Raw genomic sequence first — 16,768 nt, 5'->3', positions numbered from 1 at the left:
AAACGCTGTCAGCGATTAATTCGTTTTGAAACCGCGTTTAAGAATACTGACTTTTTACTCACAACTAAGGTCAGTTTTTTCTTCGCTCGAGTGACCCCTGTATAAAGGAGTTCTTTAGTTAGTACAGGTGAGTCATGCTGAGGTGTTACTAATACGGTATGCGCAAATTCTGACCCTTGAGACTTATGCACTGTCATCACATAAACGGTTTCAACATGATTTAGGCGACTCGGTAATACCCATTTTACTTTTCCGTGACTGTCAAAAAACGCCACTCTCAAGCGACCGGTTTCGGGCATCCGAAACGTGACACCGATATCTCCATTGTTCAACCTCAGCCCGTAATCATTTTTAGTGACCATAACCGGACGACCTTCATACCACCGGTCGGCTTCAACGCCCAAAACATCGGCAACATATCGATTCAGTGCATGAGCGCCCCAGGGTCCATTGCGTAAACCTGTTAATAGCTGAAATGTTGCGTATGCATCCAGCACTGCCGCTGTATCGCGTTGTTCAGCGGGGGCTTCGCGCCATTGTTCGAGCGCTCTTAAGTAGTGCGAAAAACCCTGTTTTATCAATGCGTCAAAACTATTCTGGTGATCGTGTTCCAACATGAGCCACGTGACAATACTGGACTCATTTTCTGACATGGGCGCCGCACTGAGTCGCTCGATCGTGCGTATATCCTGTTCATTAATTGCGTTAGCAACCTCTGCAATAGCCTGCTCAAAACGTCGTGTTTGACGCAGCATCACCACGTGCTGTAAGCGCTTGGGCCCGGCCTCATCCTGATACTGGATTAGCGTATCCCGTTGTGCATGGGTACTGGCCAAACTGTTAATCGTCGATGACCAATACCCCCCTTTCTCGGCCCCTTCACACAAGTTACCTAAAACAGCACCCGCCTCTACCGAAGCCAGTTGATCCTTATCACCTAGCAGTACCAATTGGGCCTGTGTCGGAGTCGCCTGAAGGAGTGCTGTCATCATTTCGATGTCTAACATTGATGCTTCATCAATCACTATAAGGTCGGCTCGAACAGGATTCTTTTCATGGTGACGGTAACGGCGAGAGTTAGCGATAACTCCTAACAATTTATGTACAGTGGAAGCTTCTATTTGAATAGTCGCCAGCAACGGTTGAAGCGTTTCCGGTAACTTTGTTTGTAGTTCTGACAACGCCTCGTTGATAGATTCACTTAAGCGCGCCGCCGCTTTGCCCGTAGGTGCCGCAAGTTTAATACGCAGTGGTCTTCCATGGGCTTGTTGAAATTGTTGCTGCAGTACTACGAGCAACCTTACAACAGTGTATGTCTTGCCGGTTCCAGGCCCGCCAGTAATCACACTAAAGGCGCTTCTCGCCGCGTTAGCACAGGCCATTCGTTGCCAGTCTAATTGTTTGCTGGTATCACCAAACAAGGCGTCCAAGGTCATATTGAGCTGGTCATCGTTTACCTCAAGCGTATTATCCATCCGCATCTCGAGGTTTTGGCTGTTGTAGTGTTCACAATACCAATAGCGCCGCAAATATAAGCGCTCACCATCGCTACTTTTATTCAGAACCAATGGACTACTGTCACTATTGAGTGAAACAGATGTTTGCCAATCGCCCTCAAACACACTCAACTCATTGAGTAGTTTGCTAGGCAACGTGACGTCATGACTTCGCCCCGACGGCGGCAACGCCAAACAGCGCTCGGGCGACGCTTTAAGGTCCTCAAGCTTTAACGAGGTTAACCCTCGTCCAGCCTGGTGAGACGTCAGCATAGCGAGCGCCAGCATAGCGACATTTGTTTCTCCGCTGCGGAATAGAAAGTCGACCATGGCACGATCCAGCGCACGTATCCATTCATGCTCAAACCACTCATCAGCAATAGCACGCAAATAGCTCAGTCGTTCATGCGACATCATGGTTCTCCCTTCCTTTAAACAGAGCATCGAGCTCGGCTATGAGTTCATAGGGAGGTTTTGCTCGATAAACACCACCCGTTTCCGCGTGATTACCCCTTAAAAATAAATAGGCAATACCACCAACGTGCGTATCGTAATCGTACTCATCGCCTAAACGCTGTTTTAACTGCCGATGCAGAGCTAAGGTATAGAGTACATACTGCACATCGTAGCGACTCGCTAATATCTTATCGGTCATGGCTACTTCACTGTAATCATCGTCCGAGTCGCCCAGCCAGTTTGATTTATAGTCAACGACGAAATACTGACCTTGATGCTCAAACACCAAATCGATAAAGCCTTTGAGCATGCCGTTTAACTCGATGCTCTCTAAACGAGGTCGACTTTGCCCTGGGTGAAGATGTCGCTGTATTAACGCATCCAACTGTTCTGCTTCAAGCTCAATTACCGGTAACCAGAATTCAGGCTCGGCTTTATAGCTTGTAAGGTCACTCAGTGCCGTTGGTTGCATAGTGTCACTGAATACCATCGGAAGTGCTAAATACTGCATAAGCCAATGTGCCAAATTATCCCGGTACTCATCCCAAACTTCGCCTCGCAGTTCTTGCGCGATAACATCGCTGAGCCGTTGTGGATCTGAGAGAACGGTCGAGAACCCTTCTATCGCGCAGTGTTCGAGAACGTTGTGTAAAAGCGTTCCTGGAGTCGCACCCTTCGGAAACTGATGTAAATGACTCGGTAAATAAGTCAAATCATTTGCCTCAACATTACCCTCGCCTGTGGCGGTGTTTGCCTCCTCTAATAGGTTCATTTCGACTGCCGTTTGCGGACCTGACTGTGTGTAGTCATTGGCTGCTCGATAACGCAATGCGCTATAACTCGACACCCACCAGCGCTCAAGCAGTTGGGTTCTGGGCATCTCACGCGCCTTCAAAGCCGTATATTCGGCAACTTGCTCTTGCAACGCTTCAAATCGCTCGTCGTCTTCTAGTTTGGAAACCACACTCACATCTGACTGTCCCCAGGCTTCGCTCGCAGCTTTATACAGATCGTCAGTTAGTGCGTCGTCACCAAGCAAATAAGCAAGCGGGTTATGCTCAAATTGTCCGACATTCTCGACTGTAATAAAAGTGGCGTGTTGTGCACGCGTTACGGCGACATAAAGCTTGCGTAAATCCTCAGCCAACAACTCATCTAACACACGCGATTTAGCAGAGTCGTCCTTTGACCAGAGCACTTGGACGTCACCTTGTTCGTCATGATAAGTCATCGGTGGCTTAATACGATATTGCTCTTGTGGCGTGTAAGTTATAAAGGGCAAAAACACCAGCGGGTATTGCAAACCCTTTGATTTATGAATAGTAATAACTTTAACAAGATCGTCATCACTCTCGAGTCTGAGTTGTTGTTCATCGCGCTGCGTGCGGCTACTTGCACCAAAGCTCTGCCGCTCATAAACTTTCTCGGCAAAGTCATTAACCAACGCGGCCATGCCCTCTAACGCCATGCTGTTCTGTTGCAGCAGCTCCGCAATATGTAGCGCATCCGCCAATTTACGTTCGCCGTTGATTTTATCCTGTAACAAAGTTGCCGGCACCTGAAAGTGATGCATTAAACGATGTAGCATGGCTAAGACACCTTGGCTGCGCCATACTTCATGAAAATCAATGAAGGTATCGACCGTTCTTTCCCACGTGTTCTCGTCTTCCTGTAATTGAATTAATTCAGACAAAGATAAGTTCAGCAAGGGCGCCGCAACCGCAGTTTTCAGTGCGCTGGCATTTCGGGGCGCAGCACAGGCTTTTAAAATATAGAGTAAATCTCGCGCAACGGGTTGAGCATAAACCGATTCTCGCTCGGATAAATAAACACTTTTAACGCCCCGCGCTGAAAGCGCCGTACGAATAGCATCCGCTTCGGCAAAGTTATTAACCAAGATCGCGATATCCTTGGCACAAACACGTTGGTGCAAAGCATCGTTGTCATCATAGTAGCCCGCTTGCGGATCATTAAGTAAATTAACGATTAGCTGTGCATGATGACTTGCGAGGTGATTAAACGCGTCACTCTTTTTTCGCTTTTGTTCTGAACTTACGCTCCAGTAGAGCGCAGGCGCCGGCTCAAGCTGTTGACTTCGCAACCGATGTCTAAATGTTGTTTTTACGCCGTTCGCGGATACGGGTTCAAAGGGTAACTCATTTTTTTCTTCTTGCTTAAACAAGAAAGCCCCGCGTTCATACTGCTCGGCACGCTGAAAAAGATAGTTCACGGCTTCAACCATCTGTATTGACGAGCGAAAATTAGTTGCCAGACTATAGTGCCGTCCTTCTGTATCACGACGCGCTTTTAGATAGGTAAAAATATCCGCATTACGGAAGCTGTAGATGGCTTGCTTGGGATCGCCGATTAAAAATATACCCGTGTCTGGCAACGGTTCTTTTAGGCGATAAATACGATTAAAAATTTCATATTGAACGGGATCGGTATCTTGGAACTCATCAACCAATGCGATCGGGTACTGTTGTCTGATTGTCGTCGCTAACTGCTCACCATCCGGTCCTCGAAGCGCATCGCGCAGTCTTGTCAGCATATCGTCATGATTCATTTCAGCACGTTGATTTTGCAGCTCGGTGAAACGCGCTTTAACCCATTGAGTTGCATGACGGTTAATTAGCTCGTCAAAACCGCGCTTAATTTGATGTACCGCTTCAAATTTAGCTTTGAACTGGGCCACTTGAAGCCAGTAAGGTGGTAACTCAGCACCCGCTAATTTCTTCTCGTGCAGTTTTGTTAAATCAGTTTCACTGATCGTTCGCCAGTTAGCATCTGTGAACTTCACATCGGTTTGTGCGTCACTCGCACACCAGTCAACAAATTTTTGTATCTGCTTGGTTTTCTGCGCCACACCTTTAACACCTTCAAGGTCGGCTAACACGCGCTCAAATGCAGAACAGCTATGTTGCTTGAGCGAGTTCAGCTCGCTTTGGTAGCGCTGAGCTTCGCGTTGTAATCGCTCCGCGATATCATCGTCAACCTGTACAGACCCGCTGTCCTCCACGCTCGACAGCTGTGCCAAAATCTTGTCGGGAGTATCAAACACCGCTAACAGAGCAGTTTGCGTAGCTCTATCACTTTGATAAATAAAGCGACGGAAGTAGTCCTCGGCCGCTTGCCGACGCAACTCCTCGTCATCGGTTTCAACATTTTGTGTAAACAGGCTTCCACTGGCGAATGCGTGTTCTTTAAGCATCGACTGACACCAGCCGTGGATTGTTTTTACAGCCGCTTCATCCATGGACTCGGACGCAAGCTCAAGCAGTCGCGCCAGGTAATTGAGTGATTCGCCTTGTGCTTCAGACGTGGCACGTAACTGCGTTAAAAACGGATCGGCAGCCACACTATCATCATCACGAAAATAACGCGCTGCTTCAGCGAGACGTGCACGAATACGGTCGCTTAACTCTTCAGTCGCCGCTTTGGTAAACGTCATCACCAGAATATTGCGTGGCAAGAGGGGGGTCTCTAATGCAGCGTTGCTGTCACTATCAGCCCGCATGCCAATAACGAGCCGAACATACAGCGCTGCGATAGTATAAGTTTTCCCTGTCCCCGCACTCGCCTCTATCAGCCGACTACCCGCTAACGGAAAGTCCAAAGGATTTTGTAATACCTGGCTCATGACTTTTCCCCTCCCTGTTGTTCGACGAACTCAAACATGGGGCGGTACAAGGAATTTATAAAAAGTTTAAAGTAGCGCTGACCGTGTATGTCATTAAAGGTACCTGCTGTACGAGCACAATACTGTGCTGTCTGTACCAGCGGTTTACGTTGTGATGTGCCAACCTCATAGTACTCACGCAACGCGGCTTCAGCGGCTGTTTCATCATCTTCTTTACTCATCGTTTTTAAATAGATACGGGCTAAATCAAGATGCATTGCTATAGGCTCGCGGTACGCCAGTGAAATTAACTTTGTTATCGCATCAAGCTGAAAGTTAACTACATCAGGAGCAACTGCCGGCAACTTAAAGTGGCAGCCACCGCGAGACACGATATGTGTCACTGTTGGTTGTCGGCTATTTAACAGCAAATGTCCTACGTAATAAGGTGCGAAATGCTTCCATCCACTATCTGTAATGTTATCAGCCTTTTTTGCGGCGACCTGACTTGCCGTAGTAATAATCCAAGCACACTGTCCATTATCATCCCAGTGCAAACCTTCGATACCCTCCTCAATAGTGACGTCATTATGTCGAACACCAACCCAATAAGGCGTTATATTTTGACGCGTGTACCCTTGCGCCACGACACCGTAAGTCTCTAGAATATCTTCAGCTTGCTGCTGAATGTGTTGTTGATGACGCTCCGCTATCATCGACGTACCAATCGCACCTTCTCGACGTATACGCGCCAGTTCTTCGTGCATCTGTTGCTCAGGCTCGAGTTCTTTCTTTACTGCTTCGCGCGTTTTATCCACCACCCGCTGTAACAGTTTCCACTCCGTTAACGCATCCAGTTGAAATGCCTCACGATCAATCGTTTCATCCGCGTCAACCGAAAAGTAAGTTTCCAACCGACTGTTAAAAAACAAACGCGCTGGCTCTTGAACAAAACGTTTAATATCGTTGAGGTTTACCGTCCGTTCATCCGCGAGGTCATCAGTAAGCGTAACCGAACTTGAAGACGATTGATGAGAGACGGAATCATGCGCCTGAGCCCACTCACTCGCGTATGAGAATACGCGCGAGCTGTCATCAAAGTAAGCTCGATTAAATGGCTGTAACTTATGCGCTAGCGTGTGCTCACTCAGATCGCTGTGCCATCCTTGCTGTAAATGTTCGCGTAGTTGCGCAACCAATACCGAAGGCGTGCGTGCGCTGTTATCTCGTGCGCTAAAGCCCACCCAGCTTACGTAAAAAACGTCACGAGCAGAGAGTAACGCCTCGAGAAATAGATAGCGGTCGTCATCTCGACGTGAGCGGTCACCGGGTCGATAACGTGATGCCATCAGATCAAAATCAATCTGACTGGTGTTTCGTGGATAATCACTCTCGTTCATGCCTAATATGGCAACAAACTTAAATGGAATAGCGCGCATCGGCATCAGCGTTGCAAAATTTACTGCACCGGCCAAAAACCGTTGATTTAAATTCTGCTCATCAACTCGGGATAGCCAAGACTCGCGGAATAATGCAATATTCAGTTCCGTTTTATTATCGGCCTCATCCACATGCTCGGCAACTTGATATAGCTGGTCGAGAATTTGGTTTTTCAGTAGCGCATCACTCGCCTCTTCCGACTCGAAAAAGGTGTCGATGAGCCACTCCGCTATGGGTAGCCAATCGCTATAAGTACGCGCCTCTCGCGAGTCATCCCACCAGCGCTCCAACTGCTCGATAAAATAACCGAAGCGTCCAACTAAGTCGGCACCTAGGCCGCCAATATCCGTATACGCAGCGATGTCTTGCCAGTCACTCTCTACTTCTGCGTAACCAATGCTATAGCCTGCCATCATTCGTTTGATCGCAAACCACCAACTATTGGTCTCATCGTCATCGGGCATGAAAAACAGTTTCCGGTGCTCAGCACTCAATCCCCATCGTCCACCCGCATTCGTCATCCAAGTTCGAAGTTGCTCGACATCATCATCGTCAATGTTAAATTGACGCTGAATCGCAGGTGTACCTAATAACGTCAGCAGATCGGTTTGGGTAAACCGAAGCTGATCACTCGAAAGCAGCAGCTCTAAGGCAATCAACAATGGTGCTCGATGACGCGACGTCTGATCAGCAATCGTATACGGAATAGCGCGCGTATCTTGTCCGTTACCATCTCGCGCATAGCGACCAAACACAGCGTCAATATAGGGCGCATAGGTATCGACATCAGGCAACATCACCATTACGTCTCGCGGCTTCAACGTGGGATCCTCTGCAAATGCCGCGAGTAAACGATCATGTAACACCTCAACTTCTCGCTGAGGACTGTGGCAGATATGAAACTGGACCGATTGATCCTGCACTGAAAGCGGCGACCAATGTTGCTGTGTTTCGTGCAGCGGCCTCAGGTTGAGAATGTCGTCTTGCAACTGTCCTAGCACATGCTCGGTGGCATGCGATTCAAACAGCTCCAGTGTCATATGACCCAATTCGGCCTGCTTTTGAATTGACTCATCATATAAATCGAGCAGGCGAATGTAGTCGCGACCCTGTTTACCCCACGATGCTAGCAAAGGGTGAGCAAGTTGATGCAACTCTTCGTCATTCCACTCCAACGGCATACCCGGTTTGTGAGCTAACCGCGACTTGGCTTTGACCACCTGTTTTAACTGTTCTTTTCCATCGACAATATCGGCCCAATAAAATTTTGACGGATTATGCACACACAACACGATCTGGCTGAGATGTTTTAAGGCATCGAGCACTTCTAGCATTTGTTGAGGTAAAGACGATATCCCAAACACCATAATACGAGGTGGTATCGTGGCGGGGCGTTGATTTAAAGCGCGTGCCGATTTAATAAATTGCTGATGTAAGGTGGCGCGGTTGTTCCACAAGTGTTCAGCACCAATGTCGTTTGCTACTCGACGCCATAACTCTGGTTGCCAAGCGTGCTCATTAGCGACAGGTTCGTCGTTATCGAGTACATCACGCTCGTTTAACCAGTTATCTAGCCAATCGGCACGATAGATAGCGTACTGATCAAATAAATCCGCTAAGCGTTCACTTAACTGATACAGCTTGCGATTATCGAGATCGTTAGCAATATAGTTTTTTAACGGCGTAAAACGCGCGTCCTGTTCGAGAACATCGGGTAGTAAGCGCAATAGTCGCCAACTCAAACGTGCTTTATCAAAAGGCGAGGTACGAGGTATATCGTCACCTAAAACGGCCCGATAAGCTTGCCACTGAAATCGCGCAGGCAACGTCACATCAATCATCGAAGCAATGCCGGCATGTTGTGCAAGGTTGATTTTTAACCACTGTGCAATACCGTTGCTTTGCACCAATACGGTTTCTTGCTCAAGTGGTGCAAGAGGAAACCGCTCAATAAAATTAACTGCGATATCCGTTAAGTCTTCCAATCGATGACTATGTGCAACAATGAACCCTGGCGCTTGATTAGCCAAACTCAACTCCTTTTACCCTTTCACTAAAGACAACGCTATGCCTATCCTAGGGCACTTAATGCCTTATCGATAGCGCTTTATCACGACCTTCACTGATTTAGTGGAAAAAATGATGATTTTTCGTGCAACTTTAGTAATCTTAAGGCAGTGTTATAGAAATACAAAAATTCAAAAATAAATGTCATCATTTGATCAATTGCTCTCGAAGCTCTCTACCCGCTTAATTAATTCTCAGGGTTCAGAAACATCTCAATGTGTTTCTGAGGTCATTGCTGCCTATGGTGATTATTGCCAAGCGGACAGATGCTACATTTTTGAATTTAATGAAGACATCACAAGCATGTCGAATACGTTCGAATGGGTACGCGAGGGTTTCACACGGCATATTGACGATCTTCAGAACGTCGGACACGATGATCTACCCTATTTTTTCGCCACGATGCGAAATGACTTTCGATTCGTATGCCCGGATGTATCGCGCCTCCCTGACTCTGCTAAGGCAGAGCGCGACGAGTTTGAACGTGAACAGATCAAATCGGTGTTATGCATTGGTCTAGTGGCAAAAGGACGCCTATTAGGGTTTGTCGGGTGCGACAAGGTGCGCCAAAAATACCATTGGACTGAGGAAGACATTCAGCACCTGAGTTTAATTGCTGACATGATAGCGAACACCATTGAGCGTGAACGTACACACGCCGCGTTGCTCGAGACCAAACGAGCGCTTGAGTTAGCCAACCAACAATTAACTCAGCAAGCCAATATCGACGGCTTAACCGGTGTTGCTAACCGTCGCGCGCTCGATGAGCGTTTAGCCACGGAGATTAGACGTGCTAAAAGGCAACAAACGGGGATTGCGATGTTGCTGTTAGATATCGACGACTTCAAAGCCTATAACGATCATTTTGGTCACTTGGCGGGTGATGATGCGCTCAAAGCCGTTAGTCAGAGCTTAGCTCAACTGGTAAAGCGAGGTACCGATTTTGTTGCTCGCTATGGCGGTGAAGAATTTGCCATTCTGATGTCTTCTGCCAATGCCAGTAGTGTATTAAAGATGGCAAATAACATCAGTGAACAAATCAGTCGACTTGCGATTACACATCCAAAATCACAGTGCGCAGACATACTGACTGTCAGCATTGGTGGCTATTATGAGCCACCGATTGCAGATTCTGAACTTGTTAAAACGAGTAAACGTTTGATTAAAAATGCAGATACGGCTTTATACCGTGCCAAGCTCGCTGGTCGCAACTGTATTCGCTTTTATTAACGCTTTGACAGCAGTGACTGCCACGCCTCGTTCAACATTTCTTCCTCATGTTTATCACGGGCTTTCACTAACTCATTAAATTGCTGCTGTGCACCCTGGTGAGCATATAACTGCGCTAAGCGATAGCGTGCCCAATCAGCACTTGGTAAAGATGTATCAGGTTTGTGCAGCGTTGTGATCTCTTTAAGGTACCTATTTAGCGCAGTCACACCATCAGCAGTTCGTGACTCCGAAAAGATACTCGTCCGAGCAAATTGATAATAACCCATCAATCGCTCATTTAGCCTTTCAGCAGACATCATCCTTTCAAAAACCTGAAACGCATCTGCCCAGCTTTTTTCTTCTTGCAGGACAAGCCCGTAATGAAGCTGAAATTCATAGCGTTCTGGGTAACCGGTGTAACTTTGCTTGATGAGCGCGCTTGCATGCGCTTCGCCACCTCCAACGATACCGGGCGCATTACGATAATAACCGACCAGCCCCATAACCATCATCGGGTTGTTGGGTTCCAGTTCGACTGCCTTTTTGAAAGCTTCAAGTGATTCATTCGCGTAACTGAAAGCACTAAAAAAACTGTTACTTGCCTGCACTGCCATTACGCGTCCATGCCAGAACCAGGCATTAGCATCCGTCGGCTTGTCCCGAATCCATTGCTGAGAAATTATCTCAGCTTGGTCATATTGCTCCATGTTCAGCAGTTTCTCGATGTCGCTCCTTTGTGCGTTTGAGCAGCAGCTCCAAAGGAGCACTATCATGAGTATTATTTTTTTCATATTAGACTCCTTTGCGCACATTTAAGGCTTCATACTTTTTGCTGTAAAAATAAATCGCAACACCACCCAACACACCAGGCATAACCCAAAACAGCAACTGCCATTGTCCGATGTGTGCTAGCGCATGCCGCGCACCAAAAGCAAAGAAGGCTGTGTAGACCGCGATACCGGAACCACACATTGAACTTAAGTGTTCAATTAACCAACGATTGCGCGCGACATTTTGGGAAAATATGTAAGACAGCATTTGATAGCCGTTGACGATGCCCAGCACAGCAAAAATAAAGTGTAAGTAAGGACTTACCAATGCATGTTGTGCCATCAATATCCCCTGCACAAAAAGCACACTGGCAACCACCATTAATAACACCGGCATTGCGACATAGTGCCATTTTCTTAGCGGTGCTCTATTGCCCTTCGTTTGCAACACACGGTTCGCATGATGAATAGATGTAAAGGTTAGTAATGACAAGAAAAGAAGCAACGTCCAAAACATGCGTACCGTCGCTAAGGTATCTTCTGGCGAGGTAGATTGATTAATCAATTGCCCCTTAAAGTAAGTCGGAGCTACGAGTACCATCACCGACATCACTAAGGCTGAGATGGCCAGTACATACATCGTGTAAGTGTAAAAACATCCATACTTACGATGATTGAGACTGCCTTTGCGAGCCACCATCGGGATGACAAATAAGACCATAGCCAGCGCACCTGCCAGAATGTGCGTGTATAAAAGAAAGGAATGTAATTGCAACATGGATGTTCTCCGTCAGTTCACTGATTGAAAGCTTAAGCAACTTAAGCCCTCTTTGTGAGTGACAAAGGTCATGACTTAAAAGGTGACTTTCGGCCTATTTCTAAAAGCTAATATTCACGGCATACTGCTAATATGAACATTGCCAAATATATTTCACATATCGCGCAAATGGGCGCTGACCGTTGGGCAGGCCTGCTCACTTGGCTCATTGTCTCCGCGACCTCGGTTTACTTTACTCATCGACAAGGTTTGCTACCGTGGAGTGATATAACAACTTACGTAACTTGCCTCGCATTGATTGGGTTTATTATTTGCTTTAGTCTCGCCACACGACAAAAGCCATTCAAACATGAACCCCATACTCGTTACGGCCTTATTTTTCTGCAATTAGCGTGTATTTACTTCACCTTCTTTTTTATCCCGCATAATTATGTCGCGATTCTGTTGGTAATCTGGGCCGCACAATTGCCCTATTTTATGTCGCTGCTAGGTGCAGTCATACTCATGGCTGTGTTATCCACTATTTTTGGTGTCATTTATCACGTTCATTGGCAACAGTCAGGCGCTTGGCTCAGCGCCGTTTTGTTTTGGACGTTTGAAATTTTTTCTATCGTAATGATGATGACCCAGCTAAAAGAGCAACAAGCCCGTGAGCGAGAAGAAGCAATTAATCGTGAGCTTCGCGCAACACAGGCACTACTCACTGAAGCGAGTAAACAATCTGAACGTACCCGTATTGCTCGCAATATCCATGACTTAGTCGGGCATCATCTAACAGCTCTCACTATTCAGTTGCAAGTAGCCGAACGAAAGTCCGAGGGTGAGGTAAAAACGCTTATTGAACGCAGTCAGCAGGTGGCCAAACTATTGCTTGCCGATGTCCGCGAAGCGGTGAACGATATACGCAGCACGGCTGCAATCGATGTTAAAAGCGCTTTGCTCGCCTTGCAACTAAGCAGCCAAGACAAGCAGGTCGTTTTTAATATTTCGGACGACCTTACCGTGACTGACGTTGCTACGGCCGAGACGCTATTACTCATTGCAAAAGAGGCCATTACTAACTTTTTCCGGCACTCCAACGGCAACACGCTGACTATTGAGCTATCGAGTAACGAGGATATCGAAATGCGAATTGCTGATTCGGGCACAATAAAGCAATCATTGCGGCCCGGTAATGGCCTGCGAGGCATGGTTGAACGCGTCACAGAACTTAAAGGCCAGTTACGCATTCATGACCAGCCAACGTTAACCATCACGGCGATACTACCTAAGGAGCTAGCGTTATGATCAGGGTACTACTGGTCGATGATCAAACGCTTATTCGACAAGGGTTAGAGAGTCTTTTGACCATGAGCGATGCGCTCACCATTTGTGGGCAGGCGAGCGATGGTGAGGAAGCCATTAACGTGATCGACTCAGTACAACCGGATGTCGTGCTGATGGATATTCGTATGCCACGTATGGATGGTATTGAAGCGACAAGACACCTGCGCCAGACACATCCTCAGTTACCGATATTAATTTTAACGACCTTTGATGATCACGAGTTAATTATTAAGGCCATTGCAGCAGGTGCGAAAGGCTATCTACTTAAAGATGTCTCTTTAGAAACGCTGGTTGATGCAATTCGCGCGCTCGTCGACGGCGGCACTTGGCTCCAGCCTGCTATTACTGAGCGCATCGTTAACAGCCTAACACACAATACCAACAAGACCGCTCCCGTCTTGATAGAGCCGTTAACCGATAAAGAACTCGCTGTTCTAAGACTGATGGCGGCAGGACTCAGTAATCAAGAAATCGCCGATAGCTTGTTTAAATCGACTGGGACGATAAAAAACCAAGTCTCGTCGGTTATGGCCAAACTGGGCGTTCATGACCGCACCCGCGCGGTACTCAAAGCAATTGATTTGGGAGTTTTATAGGCTTTCGTTAGCCAACCGACCTCCTCAGTTGCTAATATTAGCTAAAACCTACGCAACCTATTGGGAGATATGGCTAAGCCAAATAAAAAAGGTCCCGTTCGCACCGTACAGATTTCTTGTTTGCAATGTAAAACCACCTTATTTAAATATCGCAAAGGTGGTAAAGGTGCACTGGTAAAATGTTTTATCGAACGGATAGTCGAGGATCACACGCAAACCCCATGCCACTGCCCAGGTTGTGGGCAAGAGTTCGCACGGGAAACGATGATTCGAGGCACTCCAGCGTATAAAATGATTGGCGGCAAAGTCCATATGAAATAAGAGATGCACATCCCTGACGCTTTAAAATCTGAGTTTCACTCACAATTAAACACCGCCTCGGCGGTCATTCATCGCCATCCACAACCGACTCTAAAAAACGAGTTGGTGCAATTAAGCGAGTATGCGCAAGAACGCGACTCGCGCGATAGCTATGGAAGGGGCGGTATTGTCAGCGAGTTTGAAGAGCAAATCTGCGAACTCTTTGACAAACCTTCAGCGCTCTTCTTACCAACCGGCACACTCGCCCAGTGTGTTGCGATGAAGTGTTACAGCGAAGCCAGTGGCAAAAACGGCGTTGGTTTGCATCCGACGTCCCATTTACGACTCCATGAGCATGATGCGATACAGCACTTGTGGGGGCTGTCCGTACACTCTATGGGTGAAGCGCAGCGCGCGCTCACAGCGGTCGATATCACTCAGCTTAACCCTGAACACGTGGCTGCGATTATTGTCGAGACGCCGATGCGTGAAATAGGTGGCGCAATGCCGTCTTGGGATGATCTGCTCACGATGCGCGCATGGTGTAGCCAGCACAACGTACGTATGCACTTAGATGGTGCCCGTATTTGGCAAGCGACCGAATATTACCAACGCTCACTGGCTCAAATTGCCGAGTTATTCGACAGTATTTATGTCAGCTTTTATAAAGATTTAGGCGGTATATTTGGGGCCGCCCTGATTGGTACCGATGAATTAATGGAACCTGCACGTGTATGGTCACGCCGCGCCGGTGGAAATCCCATTACACTGTATCCTGAGGTGCTTTCCGCTCGCAAAGGGTTAGAGAGTTATCTGTTGAAGATGCCTGATTTCGTTGAATTCACTAAAACCCTGACGGACTTGCTAAGCTCCGCTGGCTTCGAAATCATTCCCTCACAGCCCAAAGCGGCTATGTTTCATATTCGTCTCCCATATAACGCGACAATAACGGCTGAAAAACTTGTTCATTATGCCCAACAACAGGGGATCATCGTGTTACCTTTGCCACGAGCCGAACATGATGAAAAGGCTATTTGCGAGGTTTCAATTGGCGATCGGGCACTTGAGCAAGCGCCCGAGTTCTGGGTTAAGCATCTATCCGCCTGTTTCTCATGAAGGCTAGTTTTTCTTAGCCGAGGTGATTGTGTCGAGCGTGCGTAGGTAGTCTTTCGCAAAGCCTTTCACGCGCGCTTGGTTCATGGCCTCTGAACCTAAGTGGACCTGCTCCAATGAATTCGCCGCAACATCCAGCTCTTTACTCAGGCGCGCCAGCGCAACTTCTAATGTGTAGGTAATTTCATGCACTTTGGCTAAATCCTGAGCGGTCATCTCGCCTTCGGTTAAAGATTTCAGCTTCGCGTTATACTCATCAATATTGGCGAGCGCTTGCGCTAAATTTTCAGAAGGCTTCGGCTTAAAATGCTGATAGCTTTGTTGTTGCGCTAGCGCGCCGGCAGTCATTAGCACACTACACGCCGCCAAGGTGTAAACCAGTTTTCGCATAGAACATTCCTCTTACTATTTTTCCAAAGTATTCAAATAATCAATCGGTATGACACTATTTTATGTAATCATAACTGCTAATCTTTAATTTGTATTAATTAATAAGGTACGTTCACATGCGTCATTTTGTTTTCGCGTTTATCGCCGTACTCATATCCTCATCTGCGTTTGCACAGCAGCAGGCGACACCGCAGCCTGAAGAGCCATTAAAAATTGCAGTACGCGTGAATGCGCCATTTGTCATAGAACAAAGTAACCAGCAATATCAAGGTTTGGCAATTCAACTATGGCAAGATATCGCAGATCGGTTAAACGTCAATTATGAACTGTATCCACTGCCCTTAGACGAGGTTATCAATGGTGTGGAGCGGGGCGACTATGATCTCGGCCTCGGTGCACTCACCATCACCTCTGAACGCGAAGCACGACTAGACTTTAGTCAACCGTTTATCAATGGCGGTCTGGCTATTGCTGTACCCGTCAATAACGAGTCAACTTGGTGGGCAATGACTAAACGCTTTGTGTCCTTTGATTTTCTATACATCATTATGATTCTATCGTTGGTGCTCTTTGTTGCCGGTGCATTAGTTTGGTATTTCGAGCGCAAAGAAAATACTGAAGAGTTCTCTGACCAGCCACTAAAGGGCCTGGGATCAGGCTTTTGGTGGGCCGCCGTGACCATGACCACCGTGGGTTACGGTGATAAATCGCCGCGGAGCTTGGGCGGACGAGCGGTCAGTCTGATCTGGATGTTTACCTGTGTCATCATTATTTCGAGCTTCACCGCAAGTATCGCTTCGTCGTTGACCGTTTCTAAGTTTCAGTCAAAAGTATCCAGTGTTGCAGATTTAGGTAATGCGCGTGTAGCGACCATTGGCTCTTCAGCGACAGCGCGCTGGTTAGAAGATAAGAATATCGGCTTTGAATCTGTAACCGATCTCAACACAGCCCTAGAGAAACTCGACAATGGTGAGCTCGATGCTGTGGTTTATGATGAACCTATCATTCGCTACCTGATTCGTACACAGTCATATAATAACGTCCGTGTATTACCCGAACGCGTGATTTCGCAAGACTATGGCTTTGTACTACCACAAGGCAGCCCGCTCCGCGAGTCTATCAACCGCGAGCTTTTAGCTATCATCCAAACTGAAGCATGGCGCCAAGAACGCAGCCGCTACCTCGGTCAATAATTTTTCTGGAGT

The 16,768-nt window shown here is 47.2% G+C and carries 12 protein-coding genes; 6 read left to right on the top strand and 6 right to left on the bottom strand.

What is annotated here, in order from left to right:
* Positions 1-8 precede the first annotated feature (8 nt).
* Genes recD through recC form a run of 3 tightly spaced genes read right to left on the bottom strand, consistent with a single transcriptional unit; the run spans position 9 to position 9,041 of the window.
* The gene (gene recD / locus AC3AP5_RS12065; RefSeq protein WP_487326788.1) at positions 9-1,913 is read right to left on the bottom strand and encodes an exodeoxyribonuclease V subunit alpha; all 1,905 of its coding nucleotides are present in this window, start codon (positions 1,911-1,913) and stop codon (positions 9-11) included.
* The gene (gene recB, locus AC3AP5_RS12060) at positions 1,900-5,592 is read right to left on the bottom strand and encodes an exodeoxyribonuclease V subunit beta (protein ID WP_487326787.1); all 3,693 of its coding nucleotides are present in this window, start codon (positions 5,590-5,592) and stop codon (positions 1,900-1,902) included. Before recB ends, recD begins: the two co-directional genes overlap by 14 nt.
* Entirely contained in the window at positions 5,589-9,041 is a 3,453-nt protein-coding gene (recC, locus tag AC3AP5_RS12055) for an exodeoxyribonuclease V subunit gamma (RefSeq protein WP_487326786.1), read from the bottom strand. The genes recB and recC overlap by 4 nt, the downstream gene beginning before the upstream one ends.
* A 178-nt stretch (positions 9,042-9,219) precedes the next feature.
* Here recC and AC3AP5_RS12050 point away from each other — a divergent pair, with 178 nt between their 5' ends.
* On the top strand, positions 9,220-10,308 hold the full coding sequence (locus tag AC3AP5_RS12050) for a sensor domain-containing diguanylate cyclase (protein ID WP_487326785.1): 1,089 nt from the start codon (positions 9,220-9,222) through the stop codon (positions 10,306-10,308).
* On the opposite strand, the gene AC3AP5_RS12045 is transcribed toward AC3AP5_RS12050, so the two are convergent.
* Both AC3AP5_RS12045 and AC3AP5_RS12040 read right to left on the bottom strand, forming a co-directional pair.
* Positions 10,305-11,081, bottom strand: coding sequence for a hypothetical protein (locus AC3AP5_RS12045; RefSeq protein ID WP_487326784.1), 777 nt, complete (start codon positions 11,079-11,081; stop codon positions 10,305-10,307). The two genes, AC3AP5_RS12050 and AC3AP5_RS12045, sit on opposite strands and share 4 nt — an antisense overlap.
* Before the next feature lies 1 nt (position 11,082).
* Complete coding sequence (locus AC3AP5_RS12040; RefSeq protein ID WP_487326783.1) at positions 11,083-11,838, bottom strand: hypothetical protein; 756 nt, start codon at positions 11,836-11,838, stop codon at positions 11,083-11,085.
* 132 nt (positions 11,839-11,970) lie between these two features.
* Between AC3AP5_RS12040 and AC3AP5_RS12035 the strand changes: the two genes are divergently transcribed.
* The 4 genes from AC3AP5_RS12035 (at position 11,971) to AC3AP5_RS12020 (ending at position 15,176) form a co-directional block, all read left to right on the top strand.
* Positions 11,971-13,125, top strand: a complete 1,155-nt coding sequence (locus AC3AP5_RS12035; RefSeq protein WP_487326782.1) for a sensor histidine kinase — start codon at positions 11,971-11,973, stop codon at positions 13,123-13,125.
* Positions 13,122-13,760, top strand: coding sequence for a response regulator transcription factor (locus AC3AP5_RS12030; protein WP_487326781.1), 639 nt, complete (start codon positions 13,122-13,124; stop codon positions 13,758-13,760). Before AC3AP5_RS12035 ends, AC3AP5_RS12030 begins: the two co-directional genes overlap by 4 nt.
* Positions 13,761-13,829: 69 nt before the next feature.
* Positions 13,830-14,081, top strand: coding sequence for a hypothetical protein (locus AC3AP5_RS12025; RefSeq protein WP_006954641.1), 252 nt, complete (start codon positions 13,830-13,832; stop codon positions 14,079-14,081).
* A gap of 3 nt (positions 14,082-14,084) precedes the next feature.
* Positions 14,085-15,176: a threonine aldolase family protein gene (locus AC3AP5_RS12020; RefSeq protein ID WP_487326780.1), complete on the top strand. Its 1,092-nt coding sequence runs from the start codon at positions 14,085-14,087 to the stop codon at positions 15,174-15,176.
* A gap of 3 nt (positions 15,177-15,179) precedes the next feature.
* On the opposite strand, the gene AC3AP5_RS12015 is transcribed toward AC3AP5_RS12020, so the two are convergent.
* Positions 15,180-15,563 (bottom strand): DUF6746 family protein, encoded by a 384-nt coding sequence (locus AC3AP5_RS12015; protein ID WP_006954645.1) that lies wholly within the window; start codon positions 15,561-15,563, stop codon positions 15,180-15,182.
* A gap of 116 nt (positions 15,564-15,679) precedes the next feature.
* Between AC3AP5_RS12015 and AC3AP5_RS12010 the strand changes: the two genes are divergently transcribed.
* Positions 15,680-16,756, top strand: a complete 1,077-nt coding sequence (locus AC3AP5_RS12010) for a transporter substrate-binding domain-containing protein (protein ID WP_487326779.1) — start codon at positions 15,680-15,682, stop codon at positions 16,754-16,756.
* Positions 16,757-16,768 lie beyond the last annotated feature (12 nt).

The sequence above is a fragment of the Idiomarina sp. D18 genome (genome assembly GCF_057748155.1).
This window is presented reverse-complemented; position numbering and strand designations above follow the sequence as displayed.

Excerpts from the sequence above, each read along its gene's own strand:
- AC3AP5_RS12030 (WP_487326781.1), top strand. The coding sequence starts at position 13,122 with ATGATCAGGGTACTACTGGTCGATGATCAAACGCTTATTCGACAAGGG.
- recB (WP_487326787.1), bottom strand. The coding sequence starts at position 5,592 with ATGAGCCAGGTATTACAAAATCCTTTGGACTTTCCGTTAGCGGGTAGT.
- AC3AP5_RS12025 (WP_006954641.1), top strand. The coding sequence starts at position 13,830 with ATGGCTAAGCCAAATAAAAAAGGTCCCGTTCGCACCGTACAGATTTCT.
- AC3AP5_RS12020 (WP_487326780.1), top strand. The coding sequence starts at position 14,085 with ATGCACATCCCTGACGCTTTAAAATCTGAGTTTCACTCACAATTAAAC.
- AC3AP5_RS12035 (WP_487326782.1), top strand. The coding sequence starts at position 11,971 with ATGAACATTGCCAAATATATTTCACATATCGCGCAAATGGGCGCTGAC.
- AC3AP5_RS12015 (WP_006954645.1), bottom strand. The coding sequence starts at position 15,563 with ATGCGAAAACTGGTTTACACCTTGGCGGCGTGTAGTGTGCTAATGACT.
- recD (WP_487326788.1), bottom strand. The coding sequence starts at position 1,913 with ATGATGTCGCATGAACGACTGAGCTATTTGCGTGCTATTGCTGATGAG.
- AC3AP5_RS12045 (WP_487326784.1), bottom strand. The coding sequence starts at position 11,081 with ATGAAAAAAATAATACTCATGATAGTGCTCCTTTGGAGCTGCTGCTCA.
- AC3AP5_RS12040 (WP_487326783.1), bottom strand. The coding sequence starts at position 11,838 with ATGTTGCAATTACATTCCTTTCTTTTATACACGCACATTCTGGCAGGT.
- AC3AP5_RS12050 (WP_487326785.1), top strand. The coding sequence starts at position 9,220 with ATGTCATCATTTGATCAATTGCTCTCGAAGCTCTCTACCCGCTTAATT.
- AC3AP5_RS12010 (WP_487326779.1), top strand. The coding sequence starts at position 15,680 with ATGCGTCATTTTGTTTTCGCGTTTATCGCCGTACTCATATCCTCATCT.